General features: G+C 70.9%; 18 protein-coding genes. 7 read left to right on the top strand and 11 right to left on the bottom strand.

Features of this window, described 5'->3' with window-relative positions:
* Nucleotides 1-18: 18 nt before the first annotated feature.
* Entirely contained in the window at nucleotides 19-1,857 is a 1,839-nt protein-coding gene (locus QSK17_RS16600; RefSeq protein WP_285705678.1) for a bis-aminopropyl spermidine synthase family protein, read from the top strand.
* Nucleotides 1,858-2,006: 149 nt separating this feature from the next.
* Here QSK17_RS16600 and pgm read toward each other — a convergent pair whose 3' ends face one another.
* A complete protein-coding gene (gene pgm, locus QSK17_RS16595) occupies nucleotides 2,007-3,647 on the bottom strand; it encodes a phosphoglucomutase (alpha-D-glucose-1,6-bisphosphate-dependent) (protein WP_285705677.1) in 1,641 nt (546 codons plus the stop codon).
* A gap of 863 nt (nucleotides 3,648-4,510) precedes the next feature.
* Here pgm and QSK17_RS16590 point away from each other — a divergent pair.
* Nucleotides 4,511-5,386 carry a trypsin-like serine peptidase gene (locus tag QSK17_RS16590; protein WP_285705676.1) on the top strand — a complete coding sequence of 292 codons (876 nt, stop codon included), beginning with the start codon at nucleotides 4,511-4,513 and terminating at the stop codon, nucleotides 5,384-5,386.
* Nucleotides 5,387-5,611: 225 nt separating this feature from the next.
* On the opposite strand, the gene QSK17_RS16585 is transcribed toward QSK17_RS16590, so the two are convergent.
* The 6 genes from QSK17_RS16585 to QSK17_RS16560 all read right to left on the bottom strand — a co-directional run bounded on the left by QSK17_RS16585 (nucleotide 5,612) and on the right by QSK17_RS16560 (nucleotide 11,347).
* Nucleotides 5,612-6,553: a nucleoside hydrolase gene (locus QSK17_RS16585; protein WP_285705675.1), complete on the bottom strand. Its 942-nt coding sequence runs from the start codon at nucleotides 6,551-6,553 to the stop codon at nucleotides 5,612-5,614.
* Between the two features lies 1 nt (nucleotide 6,554).
* Entirely contained in the window at nucleotides 6,555-7,304 is a 750-nt protein-coding gene (locus QSK17_RS16580; RefSeq protein ID WP_285705674.1) for a glutamine amidotransferase, read from the bottom strand.
* Nucleotides 7,305-7,426: 122 nt separating this feature from the next.
* On the bottom strand, nucleotides 7,427-8,521 hold the full coding sequence (locus tag QSK17_RS16575; RefSeq protein WP_285705672.1) for a phosphotriesterase family protein: 1,095 nt from the start codon (nucleotides 8,519-8,521) through the stop codon (nucleotides 7,427-7,429).
* Complete coding sequence (locus QSK17_RS16570; protein WP_285705671.1) at nucleotides 8,518-9,519, bottom strand: ABC transporter permease; 1,002 nt, start codon at nucleotides 9,517-9,519, stop codon at nucleotides 8,518-8,520. Before QSK17_RS16570 ends, QSK17_RS16575 begins: the two co-directional genes overlap by 4 nt.
* Entirely contained in the window at nucleotides 9,516-10,343 is an 828-nt protein-coding gene (locus tag QSK17_RS16565) for an ATP-binding cassette domain-containing protein (protein WP_285705670.1), read from the bottom strand. Before QSK17_RS16565 ends, QSK17_RS16570 begins: the two co-directional genes overlap by 4 nt.
* Before the next feature lie 50 nt (nucleotides 10,344-10,393).
* Entirely contained in the window at nucleotides 10,394-11,347 is a 954-nt protein-coding gene (locus QSK17_RS16560; RefSeq protein WP_285705669.1) for a substrate-binding domain-containing protein, read from the bottom strand.
* Nucleotides 11,348-11,611: 264 nt separating this feature from the next.
* On the opposite strand from QSK17_RS16560, the gene QSK17_RS16555 reads away from it, so the two are divergent.
* Nucleotides 11,612-12,643: a LacI family DNA-binding transcriptional regulator gene (locus QSK17_RS16555; protein ID WP_285705668.1), complete on the top strand. Its 1,032-nt coding sequence runs from the start codon at nucleotides 11,612-11,614 to the stop codon at nucleotides 12,641-12,643.
* Entirely contained in the window at nucleotides 12,640-13,725 is a 1,086-nt protein-coding gene (locus QSK17_RS16550) for a M20 family metallopeptidase (protein WP_285705667.1), read from the top strand. The genes QSK17_RS16555 and QSK17_RS16550 overlap by 4 nt, the downstream gene beginning before the upstream one ends.
* Nucleotides 13,726-13,820: 95 nt before the next feature.
* Here QSK17_RS16550 and QSK17_RS16545 read toward each other — a convergent pair whose 3' ends face one another.
* The 3 genes from QSK17_RS16545 to QSK17_RS16535 all read right to left on the bottom strand — a co-directional run bounded on the left by QSK17_RS16545 (nucleotide 13,821) and on the right by QSK17_RS16535 (nucleotide 15,745).
* Nucleotides 13,821-14,333: a hypothetical protein gene (locus tag QSK17_RS16545; protein WP_285705666.1), complete on the bottom strand. Its 513-nt coding sequence runs from the start codon at nucleotides 14,331-14,333 to the stop codon at nucleotides 13,821-13,823.
* 120 nt (nucleotides 14,334-14,453) lie between these two features.
* Nucleotides 14,454-14,864 (bottom strand): GntR family transcriptional regulator, encoded by a 411-nt coding sequence (locus QSK17_RS16540; RefSeq protein WP_285705665.1) that lies wholly within the window; start codon nucleotides 14,862-14,864, stop codon nucleotides 14,454-14,456.
* The gene (locus QSK17_RS16535; protein WP_285705663.1) at nucleotides 14,861-15,745 is read right to left on the bottom strand and encodes a hypothetical protein; all 885 of its coding nucleotides are present in this window, start codon (nucleotides 15,743-15,745) and stop codon (nucleotides 14,861-14,863) included. The genes QSK17_RS16540 and QSK17_RS16535 overlap by 4 nt, the downstream gene beginning before the upstream one ends.
* A gap of 162 nt (nucleotides 15,746-15,907) precedes the next feature.
* Here QSK17_RS16535 and QSK17_RS16530 point away from each other — a divergent pair, with 162 nt between their 5' ends.
* Genes QSK17_RS16530 through QSK17_RS16520 form a run of 3 tightly spaced genes read left to right on the top strand, consistent with a single transcriptional unit; the run spans nucleotide 15,908 to nucleotide 18,138 of the window.
* Nucleotides 15,908-16,597: a response regulator transcription factor gene (locus QSK17_RS16530; RefSeq protein ID WP_285705661.1), complete on the top strand. Its 690-nt coding sequence runs from the start codon at nucleotides 15,908-15,910 to the stop codon at nucleotides 16,595-16,597.
* Entirely contained in the window at nucleotides 16,594-17,871 is a 1,278-nt protein-coding gene (locus tag QSK17_RS16525) for a sensor histidine kinase (protein ID WP_285705660.1), read from the top strand. Before QSK17_RS16530 ends, QSK17_RS16525 begins: the two co-directional genes overlap by 4 nt.
* Before the next feature lie 42 nt (nucleotides 17,872-17,913).
* Nucleotides 17,914-18,138, top strand: coding sequence for a helix-turn-helix domain-containing protein (locus QSK17_RS16520; protein ID WP_285705658.1), 225 nt, complete (start codon nucleotides 17,914-17,916; stop codon nucleotides 18,136-18,138).
* Nucleotide 18,139: 1 nt separating this feature from the next.
* Here the strand turns inward: QSK17_RS16520 and QSK17_RS16515 are convergent, their stop codons facing one another.
* Entirely contained in the window at nucleotides 18,140-18,793 is a 654-nt protein-coding gene (locus tag QSK17_RS16515; protein ID WP_285705657.1) for a TetR/AcrR family transcriptional regulator, read from the bottom strand.
* Nucleotides 18,794-18,841: the final 48 nt, after the last annotated feature.

The raw sequence follows: 18,841 nt of genomic DNA, 5'->3' as shown, positions 1-18,841 counted from the left end.
CGTCGATAGGGTGACGAGGTGGATCAGGGCACATACAAGGGCACAGGTCACAGCGCAGATCACGGCGCGGACCACGGCGCGGACCACGGGGCGGATCGCAGCACCGATCACGGCGCGGATCACCGCACGGACCGTGGCCGAGATCACGGCGGGGACCGTGGCAGGCGGGACGCCAGTGCGAACACCAGTGGGGACGCCGGCAGGGACACCGGGGCGGACATCGGCCGGGAAGGGGCGCGGGGGCTCCTCTCCGGGGTGGACGCGCGGCGGTTCCGCCAGGCCCTGACGCTGCTCTGTGAGGGCGGCTGGTGGACGCTGGCCGATCTGGTCCGGGTCACCGCCACCTCAAGGCGGGGGATCGAGGCGCTGCTGCGCGAGGTCCCGATCCAACGTTCAGGCGAGCGGTTCCGCCTGGCCCCCGGAGAGGTCCGCGCGTGTCGCGAGCTGCTCGGAGACGAGTCCGTGGCGGTGCCGGGCCTGCCCGCCGACCCGGTCGGCCACCTGCTCCCCCAGCACGCGGACCTGCTCGCGCGGATGGAGCGGCTGATCGCGGAGGCCCCGCGCGGCCTGCACGTGCTGGACCACGTGGCGGCGACGCCGGAGACGGTCGTGCGCCGGGCGCTGCTGCTCGGGGCGAGGTTCTGGCTGCCGGGCGCGCGGCTGCTGTGCGTGGGCGACCACGATCTGACCTCGCTCGCGGTGGCGCTGCTCCACCCCGACGTCGAGGTGACGGTGGTCGACATCGACGAGCGCATCCTCGCCTACATCGGCGAGCAGGCCGCGCGGCTCGGCCTCGATGTGCGGACCCGCTGGGCGGATCTGCGTCTCGGTCTGCCGCCGTCGGTCCACGAGTACGCCGACCTGGCCATCACCGACCCGCCGTACACGCCGGAGGGCATCGGCCTGTTCGTCGCGCGCGCCTGCGAGGGGCTGCGGGATGTGGAGCAGGGCCGGATCCTTCTGGCGTACGGCGCAAGCGAGCGGACGCCGATGCTCGCCCTGAAGGTCCAGAACGCCCTCCATGATCTCAACCTCGCCTACGAGGCGATGTATCCGGACTTTAACCGATATTTCGGGGCAGAGGCCATCGGCTCGGCCGCCGATCTGTACGTCCTCCGTCCGACGACCAAGACCCGGCCCGCCGTGGCGGCGCGGACGGAGCGCTTCGCCGCCGCGATCTACACCCAGGGTCCCCAGTCGGTGGAGTCCCAGTCGGTGGAGTCCCGCACAGTGACGCCCCAGCCCGCCGAAGCGGCGCCCGCGGAGCCGGGCCCGGCCAAGGCGGCGGCCGGAACCGACGCCCTGGTGGAGTTCGCGCCCGGAGTCCTGGTGGGCGACTGGCCGAAGGACGTGCTCCCCCGCGTCCCGAGGGCCCGCCTGTCCACCTGGCTCGCCAAGCCGTATGCCGCCGCTCCGGAACGCGTGGCGATAGCCGTACCGGCGGGGGTGGAGGGCGCACTGCTCCGGCTGCTGCTGGCCACTCGGGCGCACCACGTACGCGCCTACCTGAGCGGGCCTCCCGGGGATCTCGCGGCGCTGTCCGAGTCACTCTCACCCGTCTACGAGCTCACCGCGCACGGTCACGTCCTGGACGCGGTGCGACGGCCGCAGCCGCGGGAGGACGAGGCGGACACCGGAGAGATCATCCTGCGCCGGATCCTGGACAACGCGCACGGCAAGCTGGCCAACACCTGGCGTGAGGCTCTGACCAGGCTTCCCGGCGGGCCGACCAAGAAGCAGGCTCGTTCGATCATCGCCGGCGCCGCTCCGTGGTCCGCCGACGTCACGCCTCTGGAGCTGCCCGCGCACCGGCTGCGAGAACTGCGTTCCGCCGTGGCCGCCTCGCTGCGCCTCTGACCAGGGTGAAGTCGGCCGCTTCGCGATCGCGCGGCCGAGGACGGCCGGGACGTCGAGGCGGGGCCGCGTGCCTGACACCCGGCTGTCCTCCCGGGTGTCAGGCGCAGCGTGTCAGGCGCCGAATGTCAGGCGCTGAATGCCGGTGAGCGTCAGGCGCGCAGGGCGTCGCTCACGAGTTCGCGGGCCTCCTCCTGCACCTGGCCGAGGTGCTCGGGACCGTGGAACGACTCAGCGTAGATCTTGTACACGTCCTCGGTGCCCGAGGGACGCGCCGCGAACCAGGCGTTGGCGGTGCAGACCTTCAGCCCGCCGATGGGCGCCCCGTTGCCGGGCGCGGTCGTGAGCACCTCCGTGATCGACTCGCCCGCGAGGGTGTCGGCGGTGACCTGGTCGGCGGACAGCCTGGACAGCACCGCCTTCTCCTCGCGCGTGGCGGGCGCGTCCACCCGCGCGTACGCCGGGTTCCCGAAGCGCGTGACCAGGTCGGCGTACAGCTGGCTGGGCGAGCGCCCGGTGACGGCGAGCATCTCGGCGGCGAGCAGCGCCATGATGATGCCGTCCTTGTCCGTGGTCCACACCGAGCCGTCGCGGCGGAGGAAGGACGCGCCCGCGCTCTCCTCGCCGCCGAACCCGAGGGACCCGTCGAGCAGCCCTGGCACGAACCATTTGAACCCGACGGGGACCTCGACGAGACGCCGCTTCAGGCCGGCCGCGACCCGGTCGATCATGCTGCTGCTGACCAGGGTCTTGCCGACCCCGGCGGCTGCCCGCCAGCCGGGCCGGTGGCCGTACAGATAGGAGATCGCCGCGGCCAGGAAGTGGTTGGGGTTCATCAGCCCGGCGTCGGGGGTGACGATGCCGTGCCGGTCAGCGTCGGCGTCGTTGCCGGTGGACACGTCGTAGGCGTCCCGGTTCGCGATCAGGGACGCCATCGCGTACGGCGAGGAGCAGTCCATGCGGATCTTGCCGTCCCAGTCGAGCGTCATGAACCGCCAGGTCGGATCGACGAGAGGGTTCACCACGGTCAGGTCCAGCCGGTGCCGCTCGGAGATCTCTCCCCAGTAGGCCACGGACGCGCCGCCGAGCGGGTCGGCGCCGATCCGCACGCCCGCGTTCCTGATCGCGTCCAGGTCGAGCACCGACCCGAGGTCGTCCACGTACGCGGACAGGAAGTCGTACCGGCCGGTCGTCTCGGCTGCCAGGGCCCGCGCGTACGGCACGCGCCTGACTTCCTTCAGCCCGCCCGCGATCAGCGCGTTGGCCCGGTCCTGGATCCACCCGGTGGCGTCGGTGTCCGCCGGGCCGCCGTTCGGCGGGTTGTACTTGAAGCCGCCGTCGGCGGGCGGGTTGTGCGACGGGGTCACCACGACCCCGTCCGCCAGGCCGGATGTACGGCCGCGGTTGTGGGTCAAGATGGCGTGCGAGACGGCCGGGGTCGGCGTGTAGCCGTCCCTGCTGTCGATCAGCACGGTCACGCCGTTGGCGGCGAACACCTCAAGCGCGGACACCCGCGCGGGCTCGGACAAGGCGTGCGTGTCGGCGCCGAGGAACAGCGGCCCGTCCACCCCCTTCATCGCCCTGAACTCACAGATCGCCTGACTGGTGGCAAGGATGTGGTCCTCGTTGAACGCCGTGTTCAGCGCCGAACCGCGGTGCCCCGACGTCCCGAAGGCCACCCGCTGCCCCACCTGCTCGGGGTCCGGGTGCAGCGCGTAGTACGCGGTGACGAGACGGGCCACGTCGACGAGATCGGACGGCCGGGCGGGCAGTCCCGCACGCTCATGGGCCATGGGCTTCTCACGCTCCTTCAATGCCGGCCCCACTCGGGCCGGCACACCGGCCTTCACGCGGGCCGCCACGCTGGCCCGCGTGTTGGCCGGTCACAACAGAACACTCACAAGACCTACAGATCAGTCTGCCGCATCGCCACCGGCCGCCCGATGCCCGCGCCTCACCTTGTGGACGAGCCGCTCGCGGCGGCGTCCCCGGTGTTCTCACCGCGCCCGTCCCGATGCGGGACGGCCTCGGCCGGAGAAGATCGGCAGGCCTTCGAACATACAGCGGACACACGGTCCGGGACGATCCTCAAGGTGTGCGTCGATGGGCCTCATGCGTGACAAGGTGGAAGAACCCACCCAACCGGGAGGCACCGAGCTCCGCGTCTTCGCGCCTCCTGAGGAGGCCGCCGGCTGATCCGGCGGAGGCCCCGGCCTCCGCCGTCAGTGGTCGAGCGGGGGCGACTGGAAAAGCCAGATCACCATCTATCGAAATAACCCCGCCCAGCGCCCCCTCGCCGTACTCAGGCCGGTCGCGTACCCGAACAGCCTGTGCAATGTGCAGGTTCGCGTCCGCAAGAGCGGATTCTTCACAAGATATTCGACAATGGGTAAGATCATCCTCCTGCCCGGCCACGCTGATCACCCGGGCCGATTTTCCATGCTGACGGGGCCCGCGAAGGACGCCCCATGACTGGACGGAGAGATCAAGCATGAGGCGGGCACTGGTCGCGTTAGGCGCTGGCTTAGGTTTGCTGGGCTCCACTGTCGTCTCCGCACCGGCTCAGGCCGCGGACGTGGTAGCGGCCCCCCTGGCCTCGACTGCGGCGACCGCTCGGGAGGTCGCGACGTTCTGGCTCGCCGATGGAGCCGCCAACTTGAAGAGCGCCACGCCCTACGCCGTACAGACCGTGGCCCACAGTGAGCAGACGTCCACCCCCATCGTCCCGGACGGCAAGCCCGGCGTGGTCCCGCCGGCGCCGGGCCCGACCTCGCCGAAGGGGAAACTGCCCACGACCTCGGGCAAGGTGTTCTTCCTCGGCGCCGACGGACAGCCGCACTGGTGTGCGGGCACCGCCATGATGTCGCCTTACCGCAACCTCGTCGCCACGGCCGGTCACTGTGTGAAGGACACTCAGAGCGCCGGCGCCATGCTCGACAAGTGGGTCTTCGTTCCCGGCTACTCCGAGGGAACCACCCCGTGGGGCCTTTACGTCGGAAAGCAGGCCTTCGTCCATTACGACTTCGACGTGTACGAGGACTACGACCGCGACTTCGCCTTCGTAACTGTGTACAACGGCGTCGTCCTGTCTTCCTCCGGCATGCTGACCGACAGCGGGAGGCTGGTCGAAAACGTCGGCGGGCAGGGCCTCGCCTACAACCAGACGACGACTTCTTCTATCGACGTCTTCGGCTACCCGGCCGGACCCAACCCCGACGGAACCCAGCCCTACACAGGCCAGACCCTCGAACGGAGCTACGGCAAGACCTTCAACGCCATGGCTCCGGACATCAACGGCGAGCAGCTCATCGGCGTCGACTCCCCCTTCACCGGTGAAGGCTCCCTCGGCTCCGCCTGGCTGTACAACTACAGCAATGGCAACCGCTCCGGCTACCTCAACGGCATCACGATCAGCGTCTCCGACACCGACGGCGACAACCGCTACGACACCAGTGTCTCCCCGTACTTCGACGGCGAGTTCTTCGGTGTCTACAGCGCGGCCAAGAACCTCTGGAGCGGCACCATCGTGTAGACGGCCGCCGGACCCAGCCGGGTCCGCACACCGATCGGCGCGCGCTGACGGGCATCCGCCCCGGGGGCACGTGGCCGGCCAAGCGCTGAATCCCCGCACGACTGCGCCCCGTCGCCTGGATGGCGGCGGGGCGCTTTTCCTGATCGTGCGTCACACGTGCGCGTTGATCTCGGCCCACCGGGTGATCCCGGAGGATCCCCGACAGGCGTCTCTACAAGTCGTGGGCTACTTTGAGGCGCCCAACGTCTCGATCGCGCCGATCATCAGGTCCCAGAAGCGGTCCCGGTCGAGGATCAGGCCCACGTTCGCGTTGGGCTCCCAGTCCATCCGCCCGTGCAGGTCCGCGACCGTGGCGCCCCTGGTGTACGCGCCTTCGAGCTCGATCCGCAGCCCCACCCGCGCGTACGTCATGACCTGAGGGTCGATCAGGTACGCGATGGTGATCGGGTCGTGCAGCGGCGGCGCCTCGAAGCCCCACGCCTGGTGGTAGCTCGACCCGAAGAAGGTGAGCAGCTCCACGCAGACGCGGGCCAGCGGGGTGTCGAGCGCGGCGATGCGGTCGAGGACGTCGCGGGTGACCAGTGCCTGGTGGCTGACGTTGAGCCCCACCCACGTCGTCGGGACGCCGCTGTCGAGCACCTCGGCCGCGGCCTCCGGGTCGGTGACGATGTTGAACTCGGCGTACGGGGTGTGGTTGCCCCGCTCCGTCGAGCCCCCCATGATCACAATCTCGCGGATCCGGTCCCGGTCGCCGGGGTAGCGCCGGAACAGGGTGGCGATGTTGGTCAGCGGCCCGATGGCCACGATCGTGACCGGCTCGTCCGCCGCCGCGAGGGTGTCGTGGATGAGCTCGACGCCGTGGCGCGGGTCGAGAGGCACATTCGGCTCGCCGAACGCCGGGCCGTCCAGCCCGCTCTCCCCGTGCACGTAGTCGCCGACCTCCAGGGTCCCGGTCAGCGGCCGGTCGCAGCCGGCCGCGACGGGCACCCCGGTGACCCCCGCCAGGCTGAGCATCCGCCTGGCGTTGAGCGCCGTCTTCTCCACGGTCTGGTTCCCCGCGACAGTGGACACGGCGAGCAGGTCGATCGCCGGGTTGGCCACCGCGAGCAGGATGGCCATGGCGTCGTCATGGCCGGGGTCGCAGTCCAGGATCACCGGGATGGGCACGTCAGATCTCCTTGGCCAGCCAGCGGACGGCGCGGGTGAACAGGGTCGCGTAGCCCTCCCACGCCATGAACTCCTCAGGGCACCAGTGTGGCGCGATGTCCGACGCCCACGCCAGCGTGCGGCCGGCCCCGGCCTCGCGTACCGAGAGCAGCGGGTCGCCGCCGACCGTGGCGAGCAGCGTGGCGTCCTCGGGCACCTCGAACCTGTTGTACCCGAGCAGCGCGGGCCACTCGGCGGGAAGTCCGGCCACGATGGGGTGCGAGGGGTCGACGAGGGCGCCGGGCACGCCCTGCGGCGTCTCCACCCGGTCGTCGTACCGGGAGATCCGGGCGGGCAGCACCCGCTCGACGGCGGTGCCGCTGTAGGCGGCCTTGGCCTCGAATCCCTGGAAGCTCAGGTAGCCGCCCGCCATCGCGAGGCCGCCGCCCTGCTCCACCCAGTCCGCGAGCAGCTCGATGCGGTTGACCGTCTTGCCGCAGGACAGCCAGGTGTCGGGGTGCAGCAGGATGCTGTTGGCGCCGATGTCGGAGAGCACGATGACGTCGTACGCGGAGAGGGCGTCGAGCGTCCCGGGGAACAGCTTGGGCACGTCGTGCGCCGGGAGGTGGTCGACCTCGACGCCGTCGGCGACCAGAACGTCCCGCAGCGGCTCGAAACCGGTGTGGTAGGTGGTCGAGGTGAACGCGTCGAAGCCCTTGTAGTGGGTCGATACGCTCACCCACGATTCGCCGGCGACCAGCACGCGGGTCATGGGGATGTCTCCTTCAGTGGGTGTCGATTGTGTCGGGGTGTGGAATGGGGACGCGGCGCATTGGGCCGCGCCGCGCCGCGGCACAGCCGGCGCGCCGCGGGATGGCAGCGCGCGGCGAGCTGTCAGCGCGCCGCGGCGGCCAGGAAGAGGTCGCGCGGGTTGTCCGCGAGCATCCGCGAGGTGTCCGCGGGAGTCAGCCCGTGGCGGTGCAGCCGCGGCACGAAGTGGGTCAGGATGTGGGCGTAACCGGTGCCGCCGTAGCGGACCAGCATGGTCTTGAGGAACACGTCCTGGGACAGCAGCACCCGGTGGCCCAGCCCGGCGCGGTGCAGCCACGCGATCGCGGCGGCGTTGTCGTCGTCGCACGGGGACTGGCCCTCGCCCGGATAGTCGTATTCCATGCCGCACATGTCGTACCCGAGGTACGCGCCGCGGGTGGCCAGCGCGACCTGGTAGTCGCGGTCCCGCCCGCTCGGGTTGAGATGCGACAGCACGGTGGCCCCAATGCTGCCGCCTTCCTCGGCGATGACGTCGAGCACGCGGTGGCCGTGCCGTACCCAGCCGGGCAGGTGCACGGAGAGCGGCACCCCGGCGCGGGCCTGCGCCCGCGCGGCGCCGCGGAGGACCTTCTCCTCCTCTGCGGTGAAGTCCGGGGAGACGCCGATCTCGCCGATCACGCCGGCGCGTACTCCGCCGACGCCCTCCGTGAGGTCGCGCACGATCTCGTCGGCGACGTCCGCGACGCTCATGTCGCGGACCCGCGCCGGGTGGGTGCGCTCCAGGTAGAAGCCGCAACCCATCACGATGTTCAGACCGGTGGCGCGGGCGATCGCGGCCAGCTCGGCCGGGGCCCGGCCGATGCCCTCGGGGGTCACCTCGAGCAGAGTGCGGCCGCCGCGGGCGGCGAACCGCGCCACCTCCTCGATCGCGACGTCGGTGTCGTCGAGGGACACGTTGTCGCGGGAGAGGTACGGATCGTTGCGCAGCCGGCCGAGGAACTCCATCCGCAGCGGCGAATCCGCGATCAGCTCGCCCTCGGAGTCGCCCTCGTGGGCCGGGTGCCAGGCGCTGGCGCCGTCGTTGCGCAGGTGCTCGTGGCAGAGCGTGATGCCGAGCTCCTTGACGGGGACCGCGCCGAGCACCGTGGTCACGGTCACCGCGGTGCTCGCGGTGCTCGCGGTCCCGGCGTGCCCGGCGTTCCCGGTCACAGGGGTCATTTCCGCACCGCTCCGAATCTGGCCCAGACCTTGCTGTTGGCGAAGATCGCCAGCAGGAGGATGGAGCCCTGCACGATCTGGACGTAGAACGGCGAGACGTGCAGCAGCACGAGGCCGTTGGCGATGACGCCGAGGGTGAGCGCGCCCAGGATGGTGCCGAGCATGCTGCCCCTGCCGCCGAACAGGCTGGTGCCGCCGAGGACCACGGCGGTGATGACCTCCAGCTCGAACCCGGTGCCCGCGTTCGAGGAGCCGGAGCTGAGCCGGGTCGCGATCAGCACGCCGGCGAGGGCGGCGGCGAGGCCGGTGAGCACGTAGACGGCCAGCCCGACCTTCCGGGTGTTCACGCCGGTGCGGCGCAGCGACTCGCCGTTGGAGCCGAGGCCGATCACGTACCGCCCGAACGGCGTACGCGTGAGGGTGAGCCAGCCGACCGCCGCGATGACGACGGCGAAGATGACCGGGACCGGGATCCCGGCGACGCGGCCCTGCCCGAGCTGGACGATCCACAGCTCGCCGTCGATCGGGGTGGAGTACCCCTCGGTGGCGCGCAGCGCGGTGCCCCGCATGATCGACAGCATGGCCAGCGTGACGATGAAGGGCGGGATGTTCTGGTACGACGAGAACCAGCCGTTGACGAAGCCGATCAGCGCGCCGAGCGCGAGGATGGCGACCAGCGCCAGGGTCGGATTCCAGCCGTGCTGCAGCACGATGGCCAGCAGCGATCCCGACAGCGCGACCGTCGAGCCGACCGACAGGTCGATGCCGGAGGTGCTGATCACGAACGTCATCGCGACCGCGACGATCAGCGTGGGCGAGATCTGCCGCAACAGGTTGAACATGTTGCCCGTGGTGGCGAACCGGTCGGCGGAGAACGCGAAGAAGATCAGCAGGACGACCAGCACGACGCCGATCGCGATCGTCTGCGCGTGCTTGCCGATGTGGGCGTTGGCGCGGGCCGACCTCGTGGTCACGACCCGCTCGCTGGTGGCGGTCACCGTCGCGCTCCCTCGGTCTTGTCGTGCTCCTGCCGCCCCTGCCCGCTCTTCCCGGGGTCGATCTGGTCGTGGGCGACGATCTCGGAGACGAGCCGCTCCAGGCTGGTAGCCCGGGCGTCGAGGTCGGCCCGCAGGGTGCCCTCGTACATCACGCAGAGCCGGTCGCAGACCCGGAACAGGTCCTGCAGGCGGTGCGTGATCAGGATGACCGAGACTCCCTGGGCGGAGACCGTCTTGATCAGTTCGAGTACGGTCTCGACCTCGGCGACGGCCAGCGCCGCGGTGGGCTCGTCGAGGATGAGCAGCTTCGGGCCGAAGGTCACCGCGCGGGCGATGGCCACGGCCTGGCGCTGCCCTCCGGAGAGGCCGCCCACCGGGATGTCGGTGAGCGGGATCCGGATGTTGAGCGCGTCCAGGTGGTGGCGGGCGTCCTTGTGCATCTTCGCGATGTCGAGCAGCAGGCCGCCCGCCTTGCGGGGCTCGCGCCCGAGGAAGAGGTTGCCGGCCACGTCGATGTCGTCGCAGAGCGCGAGGTCCTGGTAGACCATCTCGATGCCGAGCTCGCGGGCGTCGCGCGGCGTGGCGAACGAGACCGTCCGCCCGTCGAAGACGATCTCACCGGAGTCCGGCACGACCGCGCCCGCGAGCACCTTCATGAGGGTGGACTTTCCGGCGGCGTTGTCGCCGACGAGCCCGATCACCTCACCCGGGCCGACGCGCAGTGTCACGCCGCGCAGCGCGTCGACCATTCCGTAGCGTTTGCGGATGTCGCGCATGACCACCCGGTCGACGGTGCGCTCGGCGGCGCCGTCCGTTGAGGCCACGGGTTTCACCTCCTCTGCTTTCCGTCCGGTTGCCGGTGCCGTCTCGTCGCTCACTTGAAGGTGGCCCGGTACTGGTCGACGTTGTCCTTGGTCACGATCGTCACCGGCACGTCGATCTTCTTCTTGGCCTGGTCGCCGCCGACCAGGGCCTTGGCCTCCTTGACCGCCTCGTAGCCCTCGGTCTTCGGGTCCTGCTGGACGACTCCGGCGACGAACCCGGCGTCGATGCCGCTGATCGCCTCCTTGGTGAGGTCCCAGCCGAAGACCTTGACCCGGTCGGCCGCGTTCTGCGACTTCACCGCGGCCACGGTGCCGAGGAGAGCCGGCTCGCCGGTGGCGTAGACGACGTTCATGTCGGAACGGGAGGTGAGCAGGTTCTCGGCGGCCGTCATGGCGGCCTCCTGCTTGTTCTGGCCGTCGACCGTCTGCACGATCTTCGAGCCCGCGCCCTCGACCGTCTTGACGAAGTCGTCCTTACGGATGTTCTGGATGAACGAGTTGAGCGCGCCGACGACGCCGATCTTGGGCTCGGAGAGGTTCTGCGCCTTGGCCCAGTCGTTCACGAACGCGCCGGCCTGCTGGGCGGCGGCCGCGTTGTCCACGCCGACCTGGGTGTCGACGGACGGGGAGTCCACGATGGCGTCGACCGCGACGACCTTCAGCCCGGCATCCTTGGCGATCTTGACGGCGGGCTTGATGCCCTCGACGTCGATGGCCACCACGACGACGGCGTCGAACTGCTGCTGGACGAAGTTGTCGATGGCCTCGTTCTGCTTGGCGGGGTCGTCGTTGGCGTTGAAGATCGTCAGATCGACGCCCGCCTCCTTCGCCGCCTGCTGGGCGCCGGCGTTCATCTCGTTGAAGAAGATCGCCTGCTGGTTGATCTGGACCAGCCCGACCTTCGGCTTGCCTCCGCCGCCCGAGGCCGCGGTACCGGAGTCGTCCGTGCCACCGCACGCGGCGGCCAGCAGGCCGGTCGCGAGAAGTGCGGTCGCCGTGGTCATGCGGGTGAGTCGAATGGATCGTGCCATCGGATCAGCCTTTCGGGGGCCGCTCAATAGGAGCCGCAAGGAAAAGTGTGGGGAGTGTGGTAATCGATTACCAATTTCTGGGATGCTAGCGAGCAGGCCAAACGGGCGTCAAGGTGACGTAAGCCCCAGAACGATCTATCGTTCTGCTGAACTCCATCAGTGATGGAGCTCACAGCACGGCGCACCGCCGGGTTGGCCCGACCGCGACAGGGAAATCGATTACACGGTGATTACTCGATGGGCGTGACAATCCACGACGTGGCCCGAGCGGCCGGCGTCTCCGTGGCCTCGGCGTCCCGCGCCCTCTCCGGGCGCCGCAAGGTCACCCCGGACATCGCCGAGCGCGTGGCACGCGCCGCCGCCGAGCTGGGATACCAGCCGAACGCGGTCGCCAAGGCGCTGCGTGACCAGACGACTGGGACGATCGGCATGATCGTGCCCGGCATCGGCAACCCGTTCTTCACCACGATCGTGGAGGCGGTCGAGCACCAGCTCCAGCAGACCGGGCGCGATCTGCTGCTGTGCGCCTCGCAGTACCGCCCCGACATCGAGGCCAGGCGGCTCGACACGCTGCTGGCCCGGCGGGTGGACGGCCTCATCATCAGCCCCTGCGACATCGAGGCCAGCGTCCCCGCGGTGCTGAACGCCGCCCGGCGGGTCCCCCTCGTCCAGGTCGACCGGCACATCGAAGGCGGCGGAGCCGACTGGGTGGGCGTGGACGACGACTCGGCTCTGGCGCAGGCGGTCGACCACGTGGCCGAGGGAGGCGCGCGGCGAGTGGTGTTCGTGGGCAGCCGCCTGATGAACTCCTCGGCCCGGTCGCGGCTGTCCGGCTTCGAGCGCGCCGCCGCCCGTGCGGGAGTGGCCACCGCGCCGCCGCTGCTCGGCGAGTTCACCCTCGAATGGGGCATCGAGGCAGGCCGCCTGCTGCTCGGCGGTGACGCCATGCCCGACGCGGTCATCTGCGGAAACGACCAGATAGCCGTCGGCCTGGTGCGCGCTCTCAGGATGGGCGGCGTCCGGGTGCCCGACGACGTGTCGGTCGTGGGATTCGACGACGTCGGCCACGCCGCGATGTGCGACCCGCCGCTGACCACGGTCCGCCAACCGGTCGAGGAGATGGCCGCGGAGGCCGTACGCCTGCTCGGCCAGGTCCGGATGGGCGCCCCGCGGCCCGCCCAGCGCGTCGCGATCGCCCCCCAGCTCGTCGTACGTGAGACCAGCCGTCCGGTGACCGCCGGCGGCGGAAAGGAAGGGGGAGCCGCGTGAGTGAGGCGGTAGAGCTGGCCCGCGAGCTGATCAGGATCGACTCGGTGGGCGGCGGCGAGGCGGCGGTCGCCGAGCCGCTCGCCCGACGCCTGTCGGCGGCGGGTTTCGACGTCCGGGAGCATCGCTACGCGCCCGGCCGTACCGGCCTGGTGGCCCGCTGGGGAGCCGGTACGCCGGTCGTCCTCACCGGGCACCTGGACACGGTGCCGCTGGGCGGCCAGGCCTGGGCGCATGATCCGCACGCCGCCGAGGTGGACGGCGACCGGCTGTACGGGCGCGGATCCAGCGACATGAAGGCCGGGGTCGCCGCGCTCGTGGTCGCCGCCGAACGGCACGTACGCGGCTCGGGGCCCCGCGCGGCCCTGGAGGTCGTCCTCACCGCGGGCGAGGAGACCGGCTGCGAGGGCGCGATCGACATGATCGCCCTCGGGATGGTCGGGCAGGCACGGGCGATGCTCGTGGCCGAGCCGACCGCCAACCGCGCCCTGCTCGGGCACAAGGGCGCGTTGTGGCTGAAGGCGGTCGCCCGCGGCCGGACGGCGCACGGCTCGATGCCGCATCTGGGAGACAACGCGATCTACAAGCTGGCCCGCGCGATCGGCGCGGTGGAGCGCTTCGACCCCGGCGTTCCCGCGCATCCGTGGCTCGGGGCGCCGACGGCCAACGTGGGCACGGTGCACGGAGGGATCAACGTGAACTCCGTCCCCGATCTCGCCGAGGCGACCGTGGACATGCGCACCGTCACCGGTCAGGACCACGCGGAGCTGCGCGAGCGGCTGGGGAACGCTCTTGGCGGGGAGACGTCGCTCGAGGTGCTGACCGACCTGCCCGCGGTGTGGACCGACCCGGACGACGCCTTCGTCCAGGCGTTGCTCGCCGCGGGTGCCCGGCCACCGGGCGACCGGCCCGCGGCGAGCTACTTCACCGACGCCTCGGTGCTGGTCGCGGCCTGCGGCGGGGTTCCCGCCGTGATCTGCGGCCCGGGTGAGCCCGAGCAGGCGCACGTCACCGACGAGTACTGCGAGATCTCACGGATCGAGGAGGCGGTCGAGATCTACGCCGGCGCCCTGGCTCGTCTCTGACGAGTCAAGCCCTGCCGCGCATGGCGCCCGGCTCGCCCCAGCCGTCACGCCCTCGGCGGATGGACCTGTCACGCCGGAGGCGTCTGGTGCGACGCTCAGTCATCGTGGACTTTCGCGGACGGTACGGGAACCCCTCCGGAACAGGTGATCTTGACGGTCACCTTGTCGGCCTCCGACTCGAACTCCACCTTGACCTCCCGATCCGGTCCCCGGTCCACGTCGTCGGCGGCATACCCCTGGGCGGGGCTCCACGACAGCAGGGAGGCCAGACCACCGTCGCAGCTCGCCACGAAGGACCCGCCGGGGACGGTGAACGCGCGACTGGCGCCGCCCGTCACGGTCACGGACGGGCTCGGCGACATGATCCGCCCTGTCGGGGAGGGGGTCGGCGCCGTGATCCGCCCTGTCGGGGACGGGGTCGGCGTGACTGTCCGCCCGGGCGCGGTGGCGGCGGCGAGCGCCCGGTCGACGTCCGCCTGGCTCATGGGCGACACCACCTTCTGGGTCAGCCCCTCCCCGAGCAGGGAGATCGCCCAGGTGCTGGTCACGGTGGCGACGGCGGCCGCGATCAGCCAGCCGAGGATCCCGATGAGCGAGCGCCGGTTCACGCTGCCAGCCTGCCAGGCCCGACGCTAACGCTTCCCTAAATCCCTCCCAACCTTGCCACCCCCGCAGCCGGTCGGTCCGTCCAGCCGCGCTGTCGGCGCGGTCGAGGCGGCTACGCCGAGCTAAACATGTAGATCGGGGTCGGCCGGATGGGCGGCCGCGGCGGTGTCTGACAGGGCGACCACTTCGGACAGGGTGGCGATCGCTTCCTCGGCGGATCCCCCTAGGCGGATCACCTCGGCGAGATAGGCGCGGGCCTGGCTCCTGATCAGCTCCGCTCGCGCCATCCGAGGTTCGGGTTGCGGCAGAACGCGGGTGCCGCCCCCGCGCTTTCCGGTGACGTATCCAGCCTGCTCCAGCTCCTTGTACGCCCGCGCCACCGTGCCCGTCGCAAGGCCGAGGTCGGCGGCGAGCTGACGCACCGGAGGCAGCCGAGTGCCGACGGCCAGCACCCCGCACTTGATCAGCTTTGCGAACTGTGCCCGGATCTGCTCGTACGGAGGTGAGGGACTGGTGACATCGACCTCGATCATGATGGTCTGATCGTGGGCCGGGAGAGCAACTCGGCCAGGTACCAGGTGGCCGAGCCCGCGGCGAAGAGCGCGACCCCCAGGAGACCGGACGCCGCGGGCGCGACCCAGCCGGCGAAGTCGCTGTGTCTGAAGAGGGCTTCAGCGGCGACGAGCGCGACACCGATCAGCGGCAGGGCCACGCAGAGGCCGTAGGCCGCGGTGACCACGCGGGCGGAGTGGGCCCGCTGCGCGTCGTCCACGGCCCTCGCCGCCACGTCGAGGCCCGGGCGTCCACGCTGCACGACGCGATGCACCACCAACGCGGAGAGCAGGAACGCGGTCGCGAGCACAGCCAGCATGGGCCACGCGTAGAACCAGCCGGGCCACGGACCGGTCACGCTGCGCACCGTGCCGTCGGGGCTGCTCATGGCCAGCGCCCGCCCGGCACGCCCCATGTCGTCGGCGCTCGCCGTGACGGAGGTGACGGACAGCAACACGGCGGCGACCAGCGAGAGCGCGCCGGCCAGCCACGCGGAGAACCTCGGCAGGTAGTCACGCGCCCTCCTGATCTCCAGTGACGCACCCCTGATCGGCCCGTGGGGGCGTGGCGCGGCGAGCTCTCCCGCCAGCGTGCCGAGCAGAAGGCCGATGCTCAGGACGGGGGCGGCCAGCATGGGCCCCCGGCCGAGGCCGTCCCAGCTCAACACGAGCCCGGAAGCTGCGAGGCCGGCCACCAGCCCGGCGAGCCGCGCCCAGAAGAGCCGTGTCGTCGTGACGCGCAGCGCAGAAAGATCAGTGCCAACCGGCACCCGGACCACGCGGTTCAGCGATATCAGCACCGCGAGGAGCCCGGCGACCGGCACCAGCAGCGCCACAAGGCCAAGGGGGACCACAGAGCCCATGCTTTCTCCTTTGTATCAACCGAGCGATACAAAGACTGCCCGATCCGGCCACTTGTCGCAACCCTTTGATACAAACCGCGACGCTAACGGTTCCCTAACTCCGCCTCAACGCGAGGAGGAAAGGGGCAGATACACCGCCGCGTCCCGGTTAGCGTGGTCACCGTGGCGCAACTGCTGCTGGTGGAGGACGATCCGGCCGTCCGGTCCGCCCTGATGCGAACCCTCACCGAGCGCGGCCACGCGATGACCTCCGCCTCCACGGGGATGGCCGGCCTGCGGATGGCTGTGGAGAACCGTCCCGACCTCGTCGTCCTCGACCTCGGCCTGCCCGACGTGGACGGCTACGAGATCATCCGTATGCTCCGCGCGGTGAGCTCGGTGCCACTGATCGTCGCCACCGCGCGCGACGACGAGCTGGAGATCGCCCGCGTGCTCGATGCCGGCGCCGACGACTACCTCGTCAAGCCGTTCGGCGCCGTACAGCTCGACGCGCGGATCCGCGCCGTGCTGCGCCGCCTACACAGCGGCGAGGACGACGGCATGCGGCCGCTGACCGTGGGCGAGCTGCGCATCGATCCGCGCGGCCGCGAGGTGACGATGCGCGGCAGGCCGCTGGATCTGCGCCCCAAGGAGTTCGACCTGCTCTGCTACCTGGCCACGCGTCCCGGCCAGGTAGTCAGCAAGCGCGAGCTGCTCACCCAGGTCTGGCAGGTGCCGTACGGCGGAGCGGACAAGACCGTGGACGTCCACCTGTCGTGGCTGCGGAACAAGCTCGGCGAGTCCGCGCAGGAGCCCCGCTACATCCGCGCCGTCAGAGGTGTGGGCGTCAAGTTGGTGGATCCCGGCGCATGAGGCGGCGCCTGCTCGTCCTGGTGGCCTCCACGATCTCCCTGGCGCTGGTCGCCTTCCTCGCGCCGCTGGCGTTCCTGGCCGGCGTGCTCGCCGCGGACCGGGCGACCGCCGACGCGCTCGTGCGCGCCCAGTCGCTGGTGCCCGTGGTCTCGGCGGGCGGTCAGGCCGGGCTGGAGCTGGCGGTGGAGCAGGCCAACAGCGGGGGCGGCTTCCCGCTCACGGTCTTCCTGCCCTCGGGCCGCGTCCTGGGCGCGCCGGCGGCCGAGTCGGACGCGGTACGGCTCGCCTTCACCGGACGCAGCCTGACCGCGCAGGCCCCTGGAGGCCGGGAGATCCTCGTCGCCATCCAGGGGACCTCGGCGCGCACGGCCGTCATCCGCACGTTCGTGTCCGACGTCGACCTGACCCGTGGCGTGGCCCGGGCCCGGACGATCCTCGGATTGCTCGGCCTGGGGCTGCTTCTGATCAGTCTGGTGGTCGCCGACCGGCTGGCCCGTTCGCAGGTACGCGTCATCTCGGGGCTGGCCGGGGTCTCGCACCGGCTCGCCGCCGGCGAGCTGTCCGCACGCGTGCCGGTCGAGGGGCCGCCGGAGGTGCGCGAGGTCGCGATCGCGCTCAACCACCTCGCCGGACGCATCCGCGTGCTGCTCGCCCAGGAGCGCGAGGCGGTGGCCGACCTGTCCCATCGCCTGCGCACGCCGCTGACCGCGTTGCGGCTGGAGGCCGACGCGCTGCCGGAGAGCGAGCAGGCCGCGCGGGTGGCCGCCGCGGTGGAGTCAATGGAGCGGATGGTCACTCAGGTGATCAAGGAGGCACGGCGCTCCCGACAGGACGCCTCCGGCGAGTGCGACGCGGCGCTCGTCGTCTCCGAACGACTGGACTACTGGTCGATGCTCGCCCGGGACCAGGATCGCCGGGTCACCCGGGACCTGGCCGGCCCGCCGCTCCCCGTCGGGCTCACCGGCGAGGCCCTGGCCACCGGCGTGGACGCCCTCCTGGAGAACGTGTTCGCGCACACGCCCGAGGGCACCGCCTTCGCCGTACGACTCGACCGCCGCCAGGGTGGCGGAGCGGTGCTCGTGGTCGCCGACGACGGGCCGGGGTTCGGCGGGGACGATCCGGCGCGGCGCGGCGTGAGTGGAGGCTCGTCCACCGGCCTCGGGCTGGACATCGCCCGGCGGGCCGCCGAGCGGTCGGGCGGCTCCCTCGACGCGGCGACCGGGCCGACCGGGGGCGCCCGGGTCACCGTGGAACTCGGGCCTCCCCCGGATTAGGGGGCTGACGAGCTCTTCCTCCTGCTGGCTTTGTTCGCCGAGATGGAGCGCATCTTCACCGCCGAGCGCGCCGCGCACGCCCGCAGTGTGGCCGAGGCCAAGGGCAAGCACGTGGGGCGCCCCGTCGCGCACCCCGCCGAGAAGATCGACTACGCCCGCCTGCTCAAGGCCGAAGGCGACTCGCTGGCGCAGATCGCCGCCAAGACCGGTATCCCCAAGACTTCGCTCCATCGCTACCTGTCCATCGAGAGGCGCGACGGCTCCTGACCTAGCGGCCGCGATCTGTTCGCAGGGCGCCGCCGCGCGCGGCGGTCAGGGCGACGTGCACCGCCTGGTCGGCGGTCGTCTCGTCGACTGGATCGGCGGTAATGAGCAGGCGCAGGTAGATCGGCGCGACCAAGGTCTTCAACAGCTCGGCGGGATCGGTGTCTCCGGGAAGTTCACCGCGCTGGATGGCGCGTGCGACTACGGGTTCGGCTCTGGCGAGGCGGTCGTCGAACACCTGGCGCCGTGCTGCGGCGATCTCCGGGAGATGACCTGCTCCGGTGAACATTGCGGCGAGGATGGCCTGCCCGGTCGGGCTGGTGAACGTCTGGACGATCGAGCGTGCCAGCGCTCGCAGGTCGGTCTCGATTGCTCCGGTGTCGGGAACAGGAATGTCCATCGCCATGTGCTCAGCTAGGGCATCGGTGAGCAGGCTCTCGCGATCCTCCCAGCGCCGGTAGACCGTCGTCTTGTGGACCCCGGCGCGTTGTGCGACGTTCTCGACGCTCAACGCGGCATAGCCCTTGTCCACGAGTTCGGCGAGCGTGGCGGCGTGGACGGCGGCGCGTACTTTGGCGCCGCGGCCGATCGGCCGGGCAGAGGGTTGATCAGACTGCATTGCAACTCCAAGTTGCGATATCCGCAGGGCGGGTGACAAGATGAATGTATCGCAACTCGGAGTTGCGATACATTCGTCCCCTTGAGG

Origin of the sequence: Microtetraspora sp. NBRC 16547 (genome assembly GCF_030268965.1) — a bacterium.
In the GTDB taxonomy this organism is placed as follows: Bacteria; Actinomycetota; Actinomycetes; order Streptosporangiales; family Streptosporangiaceae; genus Microtetraspora.
This window is presented reverse-complemented; position numbering and strand designations above follow the sequence as displayed.